The organism is Vagococcus sp. JNUCC 83, from assembly GCF_053667615.1.
The window spans coordinates 1,540,842-1,553,853 of record NZ_CM132204.1 but is presented as its reverse complement, the minus strand read 5'-3'; the positions used below and the strand labels follow the sequence as shown (position 1 = coordinate 1,553,853).

Below are 13,012 nucleotides of genomic sequence, written 5' to 3'. Positions count from 1 at the left end.
GGTCAACGTTCTTTTTTAAATGACACCAGTGGCAGCTAAAGCTGATAATAAAATACTTCCGACTGTTGCAATAAGCATAATCCAGATAACTACTTTGGTGATTTTGCTAAATGTAGATTTTGGTTTTTTATCCATTGTTTATAATTCACTCCAATTATATAGTTACTATTTTATATTCTACAATGATAGTTATCAAAATAGCAAGAAAATCAATTAAATGTAAAAAATTACTTAAATAAATTGAAAGAATCGATTGTAATGCTTATAATGAAAGTAAATGAATGATTAATGAAGGGAAAAATAGAATGCCTAAATTTACTATATCACTCTTTTTCTGGTATTTATTTCCAGTTATTATAATGATTGCAAGCAATTTATTTGTAAAAAAAACGACTATAGATAAAAAGTATGGTGTTAAAGCACCTGATATAGCCACGTTGTTCTTTTTTATAGGCATTCATTTTGTCTCAAAAGGAACATTGGGTAAAAGCTTTTTGCCATATGTTTTTTTGATGATTTTTTTCATTGGAATGTTTATAGCTATTTTGTTAGCTTATCGGTTTCACGAAATTAATTTTAAACGGTATTTTAAAGTATTGTGGCGTGTGTCATTTTTGGTTACATTAATGATTTATGTTATTTTGATAATTGGTAGTATTATTATGTTTTTACAAAAATAATTAGCATCTTCTAGGAGTGATAGAAGGTGCTTTTTGTTATGATATACACTCTTTTTATAAATTATAATTTTTTTTATAAGAATGTGGTAGAATGTGGGGGAATGTGGTAGACTAAAACTATTGAGTGGCAATTTGAGGTGACCAGATTATGTTTATGGGAGAGTTCCAACATAATATTGACTCAAAAGGACGTCTAATCGTACCCTCTAAACTAAGAGACACTCTTGGTGAACGTTTTATCGTAACAAGAGGGATGGATGGGTGTTTATTTGGTTATACGTTAGAGTCGTGGTCACAACTTGAAGAAAGTATGAAGAATATGCCACTTACAAAAAAAGATGCTAGGACATTCGTTCGATTCTTTTATTCCGCGGCAACTGAGTGTGAAATAGATAAACAAGGACGTATTAACATACCAGTAAAATTAAGAGAATTTGCTGGATTAGAAAAACTTTGTGTCATTATTGGTGTTTCCGATCGTATCGAAATTTGGAGTGAAGAAAGATGGACAGCTTTTTCAAAAGAAGCTGAAGAAAATTTTGATGACATTGCGGAAGGACTAATCGATTTTGGAATATAAGCAAGTAATGGAGAATGAATATGTCAGAAACATTTAAACATGTTACTGTTTTGTTAAATGAAACAGTAGATGGATTGAACATTAAACCAGATGGTGTATATATAGACTGCACATTAGGCGGTGCCGGTCATAGTAAATATTTATTATCACAGTTGTCTGATTCGGGTCATTTATATGCCTTTGATCAGGACGAACGAGCGATTGAACATGCAAAACAATTCTTACAAGAAGAAATTGAACAACAAAAAGTAACATTTATAAAAAGTAATTTTCGTTTTTTAAAAGAACAAATGAATAAATTAGGCATCAATGAGGTTGATGGTGTTCTATATGATTTGGGTGTTTCTTCACCGCAATTAGATGAAGCAGAACGGGGATTTAGTTATCATCAGGATGCACCACTAGATATGAGGATGGATCAAACTAGTCTTTTAACAGCAAAAGATGTGGTGAATAACTACACTTACGAACAGTTGATTAAAATATTTTTTAGATATGGGGAAGAGAAATTTTCAAAGCAAGTAGCTCGCCTAATTGAGAAAAAACGCGTTGAAAAACCGATTGAAACAACTGGAGAATTGGTTGAGATTATTAAAGAAGCGATACCAGCTCCTGCAAGAAGAAAAGGTGGTCATCCAGCCAAACGTATTTTTCAAGCTATTAGAATAGAAGTAAATAGTGAACTTGATGTGATTGGTGAGACTTTAGAACAAGCCATTGAGTTGATAAAACCTGGTGGAAGAATCAGTGTGATAACGTTCCACTCGTTGGAAGATAAGTTGGTAAAAAATGTATTTAAAGAATATAGTGTGCCACAAGATTTACCTCCAGGCTTACCAGTGGTTCCAGTTGAGTATCAACCTGACATAAAGTTAGTTAATCGAAAACCAATTGTTGCTTCTAAGGAAGAGCTAGAATTAAATAATCGTTCACGTAGCGCTAAACTCAGAATTATAGAAAAAATAACTCCTGAAAGGGTGATTTAACATGTCTTTGCCAGAAAAGCATAGTCAAATTTCATACAATGATTCTCCAGTTAATTCACCTGAAAAGGAGAATGTGACATTGGAAGAAGTACAAGCGCCAATGATTTCACAAAGCAAACTGAAAAAAGTTTCAACATTTGAAAAATTTATTTTTACGATATTTGTTGGAACCTTTTTATGTTTAGCTGTTGCAACTATTCGTATGACTACCTATATTAATCGTGAGGAAGAAGCGATATCTTCCATTCAAGCAGATAAAAAACAAATGCAACAGGATATTGAAACTCTAGATCAAGAAAAAAATGAGTTGCAACGGACTGACCGTTTGAAAAAAATTGCCGAAGATGCAGGTATGCAGATGCATGAGGACAATATAAGGAAAATCAAATAATGAATAAAATAAAAGAGTTTTTTAAAAAGATAAATAAAAAAATACAGGATAAAAGTTTAACACCAGCAGGAAATAGAAAAAAAGTAGGGGTTATTCTGTTTTATACAACAATTGCAGTATTTGCCATTATATCCTTACGATTTGTTTATATTATAACTGTTGGTAAAGTGGGATCACAAAGTCTTGATTCAGAAAGACAAAAAATATATCAAGGAAGTAGCGTTATCAAAGCAAAACGTGGAACCATTTTTGATCGTAATGGACTACCACTTGCTGAAGATGCTACTTCTTATTCGTTATATGCTGAACTTGATAAAAACTATAAAGGGATTAATAATGTTGAGTTGTTTGTTCATGACAAAGATCATGATAAAATTGCCGATATATTAAATAAATATACTGGAATTGATAAACAATTAGTGTTAGAACAGCTAACTCCTAAAAAAAATAAAAAAGGTAAGTTAATAACAAATGTTGAGTTTGGCTCAAAAGGAAAAAACTTAAGCTTAGAAACTAAAAACAATATTCAAGATGCTTTAGAAAAAGAGAAGATAACAGGTATATACTTTAAAGAACATCCTGATAGATTGTATCCTAATGGTAAATTTGCTTCTTACTTTATTGGCTATGCCCAACCAGAAGATACCAATAAAGAAGATAGTAAGTTAAGTGGTAAAAATGGTTTGGGTATAGAAAATGCCTATGATAGTATTCTAAAAGGTGAAGATGGATTTAAGTATTATCAAAAAGATAGTAAAGGAAATGAATTACCTGGAACTGAGGTAATTGATAAAAAAGCTAAAGATGGTCAAGATATTTATACAACGCTAGATACTAATTTACAAACACGGTTAGAAGATTTGATGGATAGTGTCAATGAAAAAGCAAAACCAGAAGATATGACAGCTATCTTAATGGATGCTAAAACAGGAGATATTTTGGCGGCTTCCCAGCGACCGACATTTGATCCCCAAACAAAAGAAGGATTGTATAAAGAAAAAGGTAAACCAGATCCAGTATGGGAGAATTTACTCGTTCAGCGACCATTTGAACCAGGATCAACCATGAAAGTTTTTACTGTGGCAGCTGCAATAGATTCAGGTAAATTTCCTTATAATGAAACATTTGCTTCAGGAAAAACTCAGCTATATGATGCAACCATTAGTGATTGGATTCCATCTGGAAAAGGGACGTTAACATACAGACAAGCGTTGTCTTGGTCAAGTAATGTCGGAATGGTTAATTTAGAACAAAAAATGGGTTCTATTTGGCCTGAATATTTAGAGCGTTTCGGGTTTGGTCATTCCACAAACTCAGGACTCCCTCTTGAATCAACAGGAAGTATTAGCGATAAAAACCCCGTGGATATGGCAATGACATCTTTTGGACAAGCTATATCAGTGACGAATATGCAAATGATGCAAGCTTATACAGCCATAACAAATGATGGGAAAATGTTAAAACCACGTTATATCAAAAAAATGGTTGATAAAGATGGAAAAGAAAAAGAAATTAAAACAGAAGTTGTCGGTGAACCGATTAAAGCTGATACAGCTAAAACTGTTTTGGAGTACATGCAAGATACTGTTAACGATGAAATATATGGTACAGGTTATGGTATTTATAATATTGAGGGGGTTAATGTATCTGCAAAAACTGGAACGGCACAGATTTTTGAAAATGGGAAACTATTAACAGGTACAAATGATTATATCTATTCTGTGGTTCAAATTGCACCAACAGAAAATCCAGAATACATTATGTACGTCACAATGAAAAAACCAGTAGTTACTGGTGAGTACGGTTCTCCAGCGCAGATGATTGCTGAAGTTTCAAATGGTATGTTAAAGCATGCGTTTAAAGTAGACACCACAACAGATAAAGGAGAATAACATGATTGGAGTAGAATTATTAATACCATTATCATTAGGTATTGCATTTGTATTTATGGTGATGCCACTATTTATTGGGTATTTCAAAATGAAAAAAATGGGGCAAGCCATTCGAGAAGAGGGCCCAGAAGGACATTTAGCTAAGTCTGGCACACCAACTATGGGTGGTGTGGTGTTTTTAACAAGTATTTTATTGACGTCTCTCATTGTTGGTGCTTGGCAGAAAGAATTGACTTTTTCTTTTTGGAGTATACTGTTTATTATGTTTTTATATGGACTATTAGGGTTTTTAGATGATTTTATTAAAGTCTTTAAAAAAAGAAATTTGGGATTAAATTCAAAACAAAAACTCATTGGACAAATTGTCGGTGGAATAATACTGTATACAATCATGAAATCAAATGGTATGACAGACGATTTATTTATTCCATTTATTGGCAATGTTGACCTAGGTGTGTTTTATGGAATCTTTGCAGTTATCTGGTTAGTAGGTTTTTCTAATGCGGTTAACTTGACGGATGGAATAGATGGCTTAGTGTCTGGTTTAGGAATGATTTCATTTGGAACATATGCCATTATTGCTTATAAGCAAGATCAATATGCTATTCAATTAATTTGTTTAGCGACAGTTGGTGCGTTATTTGGCTTTTTAGTGTTTAATAAAAAACCTGCTAAAATATTTATGGGAGATGTTGGTTCTCTTGCTCTTGGAGGTATGTTAGCTGCTATTTCCATATTATTGCATCAAGAATGGACATTACTATTAGTAGGATTAGTTTATGTAATAGAAACATTAAGTGTGATTTTACAGGTAGCTTCTTTTAAATTAACAGGGAAACGTATTTTTAAGATGTCACCTATTCATCATCACTTTGAACTGAGCGGATGGTCTGAGTGGAAAATAGATATTGTTTTTTGGATAGTAGGATTAGTTATGTCAGCAATTACTTTAGGGATTTTATATAATTAAGGAGATTATGAAGGATGAAACAATCGAAACGTTATGCAAATGAAAAAATTTTAGTGTTGGGTTTAGCTAGAAGTGGTGTAGCAGCAGCTAAGTTACTTCACGAATTAGGTGCTTTTGTAACAGTTAATGATGCTAAAAAATTATCAGAAAATAAAGAAGCACAAGAATTATTAGAAGCTGGTATAACAGTCATAACAGATGGTCATCCTTTAGATCTTCTTGATGAAGGTTTTTCTTTAATTGTTAAAAATCCAGGGATTCCATATACGAATCCTATTCTCGAAAAAGCAATCAGTAAAAATATACCGATTATTACAGAAGTTGAACTAGCTTATCAAGTATCAGAAGCTCCGTTTATTGGGATTACCGGAACAAATGGTAAAACAACAACTACAACGATGATAAAAAAAATCTTTGATACTTATAAGTTAAATAAAGCATTACTGGCTGGAAATATTGGTTTTCCAACAAGTGATGTTGTTGTAAGAGCAACTGATAAGAATGTGTTAGTCACTGAATTATCAAGCTTTCAGTTGATGGGAATAACAGAATTCAAACCCAAAATTGCTGTGATTACAAATCTATATGAGGCTCATATAGATTATCACGGTTCTAGAGAAGAATATGTCAAAGCTAAATGGAATCTTCAACGTAATATGACAGATTCTGAAACGTTAATTATTAATGGTGATCAACCAGAATTAGTTGAGTTATCAAAACAATCTCAAGCGACTATTATCGAATTTTCTACAAAAAAAGTAACTAATGGAACGTATTTAGAAAATGAATGGTTAATGTATAACCATGAACAAATCATGTTAGCAAGTGAGCTAGGTGTTCCAGGCTCACATAATATTGAAAATGCGTTGGCTGCTATTTGCGTAGCTAAAGTTTATGGGATAGACAATGAGTCCATAAAAAAGGCATTATCAACATTTTCAGGCGTGCCACATAGAACAGAATACATTGGTGAGTATAATGGTGTAAGCATATATAATGACTCAAAAGCAACTAATATTTTAGCAGCTAAAAATGCCATTGGAGGGTTTGAAAATTCTCGATTGGTGTTAATTGCAGGAGGATTGGATAGAGGAAATGAATTTGATGAATTAATTCCTGTAATTAGTCATTTAAAAGCAATTGTCCTATTAGGAGAGACAAAAAATAAATTAAAAGATGCTGCTGAACAGGCCAATGTGCAACATATTTTTATGGTGGATACAATGAAAGAAGCAGTAGAAAAAGCATTGTATATGGCACAAGCTGAGGACACTATTTTATTATCCCCAGCGTGTGCAAGCTGGGATATGTATCCTAATTTTGAGACACGTGGCGAAGAGTTTATATCAGAAATAACTAAACAAGTAGGTAATTAAAAATGAGAGTACTAGTATCAGGTGGTGGAACAGGTGGTCATATCTATCCAGCTATTTCTATTGTTCGCTACATAAAAGAAAAATATCCTGAATCAGAATTTTTATATATTGGAACTGAAAAAGGACTAGAAAGTAAACTAGTGCCTAGTCAAGATATCCCATTTAAGACAATTGATATTCAAGGCTTTTATCGATCGTTGACCTTCAAAAATTTCAAAACATTATACTTATTTATGACAAGTATAAAACAGGCTAAAAACTATATTAAAGAATTTCAGCCTGATGTTGTTATAGGAACAGGAGGTTATGTCTGTGGTTCTGTTGTTTATGCAGCAAGCAAATTAAATATTCCAACAATTATCCATGAACAGAATAGTGTGGCAGGTATGACAAATAAGTTTTTATCGAAGTATGCTGATAAAATCGGAATTTGCTTTTCTGATGCGGCAGACTATTTTCCTAAAGAAAAAGTAGCATTAGTTGGTAACCCAAGAGCGCAAGAAGTTGTGGGTGTTGAAAAACAAGATGTGTTAACAGAGTTTAATCTTCAATCAGATAAACCGACTATTGTCATTTTTGGAGGAAGTCGTGGGGCACAAACAATTAATAATGCTATGAAAGAGGCTTTGCCATTATTTGAAAATAAACCATATCAAGTATTGTACGCTTCAGGCACGATTTATTACAATGAGTTTGATAGTCAAAAAGAGGTCATTGCTGGATTAGATAATGTAGCAGTTGTTCCTTATATTGATAATATGATTGATGTTCTTGCTAGCGTAGAGGCCCTTGTTGGTCGGGCAGGAGCGACAAGTATGGCTGAAATAACAGCATTAGGCTTGCCCTCGATTTTAGTGCCAAGTCCAAATGTTACAAATGACCATCAAACAAAGAATGCAATGAGTCTTGTCAATAAGCAAGCAGCTTTGATGATTAAAGACAGTGATTTAACAGGGGAATTATTAGTAGAAACAGTTGATCAATTAATGTTGAATGATGATTATAGACATAATATGGCAAAAGCATCTAAACAAGAAGGTATTCCAGATGCGATGGATCGATTGTATGAATTGATTCAAGAACTAACCTAATTTAAGGGGGGCTAGTAAGTATGTCATACAAAAACGAAAATGATAAAGATGGCAATAAAAGGCAAGATAAAACATCAAAGGCTGACATAGTAAATTATCAAGCTAATAAACCAGATAAAATGAAACGAATTCATAAATTGTCGCCGTTTACGGGTTTAACACCTGTAGAGGAAAAAAAATTAACTAGAAGACTCACTGGTATCTTAGTTACTTTGGCTGCAGGTATTCTTATAATTCTTTATATTATTTCACCATTAAGTAAACTTCAAGGTATCACAGTTGATGGCGTGCGTAAGGCAAATAAGCAGTCAATCATAACAGCTAGTCAGTTGCAAGTCGGGGATAACATATGGTTGCAATATCTTGATAAAACAAAAGACATGCAACAGGTCGTAAAAAAAAATCCAAGAATAAAATCAGCTAAATTAAGCATTACTAAATTTAATCATTTTCGTATTAATATAACAGAATATGATGTACTAGCTGTATTGTCAAAAAATAATAGTTTGTATCCAGTATTATCAAATGGAAAAATTTTAACTGAAAAAGCCATAGATTCGGAAAAAAATTTACCTCAATTAATTGGATTTAAAGAAGGAGAAGGGCTTGACTCTCTATTAGCATCCTATGATCATTTTTCTCCAAAAATCAAATCTGAGATCACATCAATTGAATCGCAATCAACAAAGACAAATCCATTTAGAATTAAGCTACAAATGAAAGACGGTAATGAAGTAATAGGGTTATCAACAACAATTGCGGATAAATTGGTATTTTATGATAAAATTGTTGCTGAATTAAAAAATAAAAGTGTAATAGACATGGAAGCAGGAAAAACTGGTGTTTATTCGTATCCATTAGAAACACAAGAAAGTAGCGCAAGTGATGGTTTATCGAACGAAAATTCCAATGAAAGTATAAATAGTGGTTTTTAACGTTCAGAAAAAAAACTAGCAAATAAAGTATTCTTCTTTATTTCATAGTACTATTTATGATAGAATGGTGTGAGGTATTATGCATATAATAAAGGAAGACTTTGTTAGAATTATAGGAGGGAAGACCTTTCATGGCAAAAACAGGAATATATGTAAGTCTTGATATCGGTACAACATCAATAAAAGTTGTTGTAGCTGAGTACATAGAAAATCAAATTAACATTATTGGTGTAGGAAATGCTAAATCAAAAGGATTGGATCGTGGGATTGTTATCGATATTGATAAAGCAGTCCAATCTGTACAACGAGCAATAAAACAAGCAGAAGAAAAATCAGGTGTTCAAATTAAAAGTGTGAGTGTGGGCATTCCTGCCAACCTTTTAGAAGTTGAAAAATGTGAAGGCATGATTGCTGTAAACAATGAATCAAAAGAAATTACGGATAGAGACGTCAAAAATGTTGCATCTGCAGCTGTAGTAAGATCAACACCACCAGAGCGTCAAGTTATTACATTGATTCCTCAAGAATTTAAAGTTGATGGTTTTGAGGGGATTAAAGATCCACGAGGTATGATTGGTGTTCGTTTGGATATGAAAGGCTTGTTGTATACAGGACCAAAAACAATCGTCCATAATATTCAAAAATGTGTGGAAAAAGCTGGGCTAATAATTGACGAAATGGTTATTACTCCTCTTGCTTTAGCTTCATCAATTCTTTCTGATGGAGAAAAAGATTTTGGTACAACCATCATTGATATGGGTGGTGGACAAACAACCACTTCTGTGATGTATGAACGTGAATTAAAATTTTCACATGTTGAACAAGAAGGTGGAGAATTTGTTACAAAAGATATCTCTGTCGTATTAAATACATCTTTAACAAATGCAGAGGCATTAAAGATCAATTATGGATATGCTTATCCTGAAAGAACATCTCCAAGCGAAGAATTTCCAGTTGATGTAATTGGAAAAAATGAGCCTGTTAGAGTGAATGAACGCTATTTATCAGAAATAATAGAAGCAAGAGTTGAACAAATTTTCTCAAAATCGAAATTGATGTTAGATAGCATTGATGCATTAAATCTACCAGGAGGCGTAATCTTAACTGGTGGAGCGGCTAGTTTACCAGGTGTTGTTGAATTAGCAGCAGATATGTTTGGAACAAACGTTAAATTATATGTTCCAAACCATATGGGATTACGTAACCCTGTTTATGCTAACGCAATAGCAATTGTTGAGTATGTTGCTCAACTTGATGAAGTCTATCATGTGACTAAGTTGGCTGTTACTGGTGATAAAAAACGAGCATCAAAACCAGCAAGAGAAATTCCTGTTGAAACAAAACAACATGAAAAAACAGTTCAGCAAGCAAAAGAACCTGTTACAGAGGTGCCAGTAAATGAACCTGCAAAAGAAAAAGAAGAAGGTTTTGGCGGAAAAGTAAAAGGTTTCTTATCCAATATATTTGACTAATAGTCTAGGAGGAAGCAAATAATGGAATTTTCATTAGATAATACTGTAAACACTGGTGCTGTCATTAAAGTTATCGGTGTTGGTGGTGGAGGCGGAAACGCTGTAAACCGTATGATTGATGAAGGAGTAAAAGGTGTTGAATTTATCGTTGCTAATACAGACGTTCAAGCCTTACAACATTCAAAAGCAGAAACAGTTATTCAATTAGGACCTAAGTTTACTAAAGGACTTGGAGCAGGATCATTACCAGACATTGGTGAAAAAGCAGCGTCTGAAAGCGAAGATTTAATTGCTGAAGCTCTAAAAGGTGCTGATTTAGTATTCATTACAGCAGGAATGGGTGGTGGAACAGGTACAGGTGCCGCACCAGTTGTTGCTGGAATTGCTAAAGAACAAGGTGCTCTTACAGTAGGTGTTGTTACACGTCCATTTAGTTTTGAAGGACCAAAACGTAGTCGTTTTGCTGCAGAAGGAATTTCTGCCTTAAAAGAAAATGTGGATACATTAGTTATTATTTCAAATAATCGCTTATTAGAAATCGTAGATAAACGTACTCCAATGTTAGAAGCATTTAGAGAAGCAGATAATGTATTGCGCCAAGGTGTACAAGGAATTTCCGATTTAATTACATCTCCAGGGTATGTCAACTTGGACTTTGCCGATGTAAAAACGGTAATGGAAGATCAAGGAACAGCACTTATGGGAATCGGTGTAGCGAATGGTGAAGATCGAGTTATTGAAGCAACAAGAAAAGCAATCGCCTCTCCGTTACTTGAAACATCAATTGAAGGTGCTGAACAAGTACTATTAAATATCACTGGTGGAGCGGATATGACATTATTTGAAGCTCAAGATGCTTCTGAAATTGTTGCAAGTGCAACTGGTGGAGAAGTTAATATTATTTTAGGTACATCTGTTAACGATCAATTAGGTGACGAAATTGTCGTAACAGTTATAGCAACAGGAATTGATCCTGGTAAAAAAGAACGTCAACCAATGAACAGAAACAGTGTAGCAACTCAAAATGGCATGGTGCAACAACGTCAAACTAGAACAGTTCAAGAACCAATTCGTGAAGTACCAGAAGTTGAATCAACTAGAACAACTCAAACAAGTGCTTTTGGAGATTGGGATTTAAAACGCGAACCATCTACAAGACAAGTACCAGATGAAACACAATTCGAAACGCTTGATCGTAAAGAATATGATAATGCTAATCAAGATAGTGAGCATTCAATCGAAGCTGAAGATGAGTTAAGTACACCTCCTTTCTTTAGAAGAAAAAAATAAGGGGTGACTTAGATTGAATCTGGAAATACTGCGACACAATGTTGAAACAATACAAAAAGATGTTAAACAAGCGTGTAACAGCAGTCAGAGATCAGTAGAAGACATAACAGTCATTTGTGTGACTAAATCTGTTGATAACATGACCACAAAGCAGATGGTTGATTTAGGTTTCAAGCATTTAGCTGAAAATAGAATGGAAAAATTATTAGAAAAACAAGATTATCTAAAGGATACAAGAGGCATTAAATGGCACTTTATTGGTCATTTACAAAGAAGGAAAGTAAAAGCAGTTATTAATGTAATTGACTATTTTCATGCCTTAGATAAGATATCTTTAGCACAAGAAATACAAAAAAGAGCAACGAAACCAATAAAATGTTTTGTTCAAGTAAATGTTTCTGGAGAAAGCTCAAAGCAAGGCGTTTCTCCAGAAAATTTAGAAAACTTCATTAAGGATTTAAAAGATTTTGATAGAATTGAAGTTGTTGGTTTAATGACCATGGCTCCTATTGATTCAAGTCTTGACGAATTATCTCAATATTTTAGCCAATTAAAAAAATTACAAATTGATGTCGCAAAGAAAAAACTTACTTATGCTCCGTGCAACGAACTTAGTATGGGAATGAGTCAAGATTTTATATCTGCGATTGAATGTGGGTCTACCTTTGTAAGAATTGGTTCGAGATTTTTCGAATCTTAGGGGGAGAGGTGATAGAGTGAAGATATTCAATAAGGCTGGTGAACGGTTTTCTGATTTTTTTGGAGTATCAGGAGATGATACTTATGTGGAAAATGAACCTTTTGTTGATGAAGATGTAGAAGAAATTACTATTGATAAAGAACCTGTAGTAAGTAAGCAATCTAAAACAACATTAGACAAGACTCATGAAAACATTATTGTAAATGAAGAATCAAGAGCATCTGAGTCATCAGCAAAAATAGCTGTTACACAGGATATAAAAGTTACTGAGCCAGAAAACCAATATACTAACGAAAAAATAGTTGAAATGAATACCTATCAACCGACCTCAAATGGTAATAAACGTATGGTGGTTGCTAGACAACATAGAAAAGTAACGGTGTATGAGCCGAGAGACTATATCGATTGTAAACAAATTGCTCAAGCTCTATTTAGAAAAGAGATTATTATATTATCGTTTCGTTTAATGGATGAACATCCTGCAAGGCGTGTTGTGGATTTTATGACGGGTGCGGTTTATGCAATTGATGGCGATATTCAACGATTAGGTGATGATATATTTATTTGTACACCAGCTAATGTAGATGTGGATTCAAGTATTACTCGTAATATAATCACAAATCATTTAACTGAATATTAAGGATGTGTT

The 13,012-nt window shown here is 33.4% G+C and carries 13 protein-coding genes and 1 pseudogene; 13 read left to right on the top strand and 1 reads right to left on the bottom strand.

The annotated features are described in order from the left end of the window. Positions 1-15 precede the first annotated feature (15 nt). Positions 16-135 (bottom strand): DUF4044 domain-containing protein, encoded by a 120-nt coding sequence (locus tag JNUCC83_RS07490; RefSeq protein ID WP_454459431.1) that lies wholly within the window; start codon positions 133-135, stop codon positions 16-18. A gap of 170 nt (positions 136-305) precedes the next feature. Between JNUCC83_RS07490 and JNUCC83_RS07485 the strand changes: the two genes are divergently transcribed. From JNUCC83_RS07485 to JNUCC83_RS07425, 13 genes and pseudogenes are all read left to right on the top strand, one after another. Then, on the top strand, positions 306-680 hold the full coding sequence (locus JNUCC83_RS07485; protein ID WP_454459430.1) for a DUF3397 domain-containing protein: 375 nt from the start codon (positions 306-308) through the stop codon (positions 678-680). Between the two features lie 148 nt (positions 681-828). Further along, complete coding sequence (mraZ, locus tag JNUCC83_RS07480) at positions 829-1,260, top strand: division/cell wall cluster transcriptional repressor MraZ (protein WP_454459429.1); 432 nt, start codon at positions 829-831, stop codon at positions 1,258-1,260. Between the two features lie 20 nt (positions 1,261-1,280). Beyond that, the gene (gene rsmH, locus JNUCC83_RS07475; protein ID WP_454459428.1) at positions 1,281-2,246 is read left to right on the top strand and encodes a 16S rRNA (cytosine(1402)-N(4))-methyltransferase RsmH; all 966 of its coding nucleotides are present in this window, start codon (positions 1,281-1,283) and stop codon (positions 2,244-2,246) included. A 1-nt stretch (position 2,247) separates the two neighbouring features. After that, positions 2,248-2,637, top strand: a complete 390-nt coding sequence (locus JNUCC83_RS07470) for a hypothetical protein (protein WP_454459427.1) — start codon at positions 2,248-2,250, stop codon at positions 2,635-2,637. Then, positions 2,637-4,529, top strand: a complete 1,893-nt coding sequence (locus tag JNUCC83_RS07465) for a peptidoglycan D,D-transpeptidase FtsI family protein (protein WP_454459426.1) — start codon at positions 2,637-2,639, stop codon at positions 4,527-4,529. The genes JNUCC83_RS07470 and JNUCC83_RS07465 overlap by 1 nt, the downstream gene beginning before the upstream one ends. A gap of 1 nt (position 4,530) precedes the next feature. Further along, positions 4,531-5,499: a phospho-N-acetylmuramoyl-pentapeptide-transferase gene (mraY, locus tag JNUCC83_RS07460; protein ID WP_454459425.1), complete on the top strand. Its 969-nt coding sequence runs from the start codon at positions 4,531-4,533 to the stop codon at positions 5,497-5,499. 14 nt (positions 5,500-5,513) lie between these two features. Then, a complete protein-coding gene (gene murD, locus JNUCC83_RS07455; protein ID WP_454459424.1) occupies positions 5,514-6,875 on the top strand; it encodes a UDP-N-acetylmuramoyl-L-alanine--D-glutamate ligase in 1,362 nt (453 codons plus the stop codon). Between the two features lie 2 nt (positions 6,876-6,877). Further along, the gene (gene murG, locus JNUCC83_RS07450) at positions 6,878-7,966 is read left to right on the top strand and encodes an undecaprenyldiphospho-muramoylpentapeptide beta-N-acetylglucosaminyltransferase (RefSeq protein WP_454459423.1); all 1,089 of its coding nucleotides are present in this window, start codon (positions 6,878-6,880) and stop codon (positions 7,964-7,966) included. Positions 7,967-7,986: 20 nt separating this feature from the next. After that, the gene (locus JNUCC83_RS07445) at positions 7,987-8,901 is read left to right on the top strand and encodes a cell division protein FtsQ/DivIB (RefSeq protein ID WP_454459422.1); all 915 of its coding nucleotides are present in this window, start codon (positions 7,987-7,989) and stop codon (positions 8,899-8,901) included. Positions 8,902-9,032: 131 nt separating this feature from the next. After that, entirely contained in the window at positions 9,033-10,373 is a 1,341-nt protein-coding gene (gene ftsA, locus JNUCC83_RS07440) for a cell division protein FtsA (protein WP_454459421.1), read from the top strand. Positions 10,374-10,394: 21 nt separating this feature from the next. Continuing rightward, positions 10,395-11,369, top strand: a pseudogene (ftsZ, locus tag JNUCC83_RS07435) (cell division protein FtsZ); the annotation flags it as partial. Between the two features lie 319 nt (positions 11,370-11,688). Continuing rightward, on the top strand, positions 11,689-12,363 hold the full coding sequence (locus JNUCC83_RS07430) for a YggS family pyridoxal phosphate-dependent enzyme (RefSeq protein WP_454461345.1): 675 nt from the start codon (positions 11,689-11,691) through the stop codon (positions 12,361-12,363). A gap of 16 nt (positions 12,364-12,379) precedes the next feature. Beyond that, positions 12,380-13,003, top strand: a complete 624-nt coding sequence (locus JNUCC83_RS07425) for a cell division protein SepF (RefSeq protein ID WP_454459420.1) — start codon at positions 12,380-12,382, stop codon at positions 13,001-13,003. Positions 13,004-13,012 lie beyond the last annotated feature (9 nt).

Bases quoted from the DNA above. Each gene is read 5' to 3' on its own strand.
- JNUCC83_RS07490 (WP_454459431.1), bottom strand. From the start codon at position 135: ATGGATAAAAAACCAAAATCTACATTTAGCAAAATCACCAAAGTAGTT.
- JNUCC83_RS07485 (WP_454459430.1), top strand. From the start codon at position 306: ATGCCTAAATTTACTATATCACTCTTTTTCTGGTATTTATTTCCAGTT.
- mraZ (WP_454459429.1), top strand. From the start codon at position 829: ATGTTTATGGGAGAGTTCCAACATAATATTGACTCAAAAGGACGTCTA.
- rsmH (WP_454459428.1), top strand. From the start codon at position 1,281: ATGTCAGAAACATTTAAACATGTTACTGTTTTGTTAAATGAAACAGTA.
- JNUCC83_RS07470 (WP_454459427.1), top strand. From the start codon at position 2,248: ATGTCTTTGCCAGAAAAGCATAGTCAAATTTCATACAATGATTCTCCA.
- JNUCC83_RS07465 (WP_454459426.1), top strand. From the start codon at position 2,637: ATGAATAAAATAAAAGAGTTTTTTAAAAAGATAAATAAAAAAATACAG.
- mraY (WP_454459425.1), top strand. From the start codon at position 4,531: ATGATTGGAGTAGAATTATTAATACCATTATCATTAGGTATTGCATTT.
- murD (WP_454459424.1), top strand. From the start codon at position 5,514: ATGAAACAATCGAAACGTTATGCAAATGAAAAAATTTTAGTGTTGGGT.
- murG (WP_454459423.1), top strand. From the start codon at position 6,878: ATGAGAGTACTAGTATCAGGTGGTGGAACAGGTGGTCATATCTATCCA.
- JNUCC83_RS07445 (WP_454459422.1), top strand. From the start codon at position 7,987: ATGTCATACAAAAACGAAAATGATAAAGATGGCAATAAAAGGCAAGAT.
- ftsA (WP_454459421.1), top strand. From the start codon at position 9,033: ATGGCAAAAACAGGAATATATGTAAGTCTTGATATCGGTACAACATCA.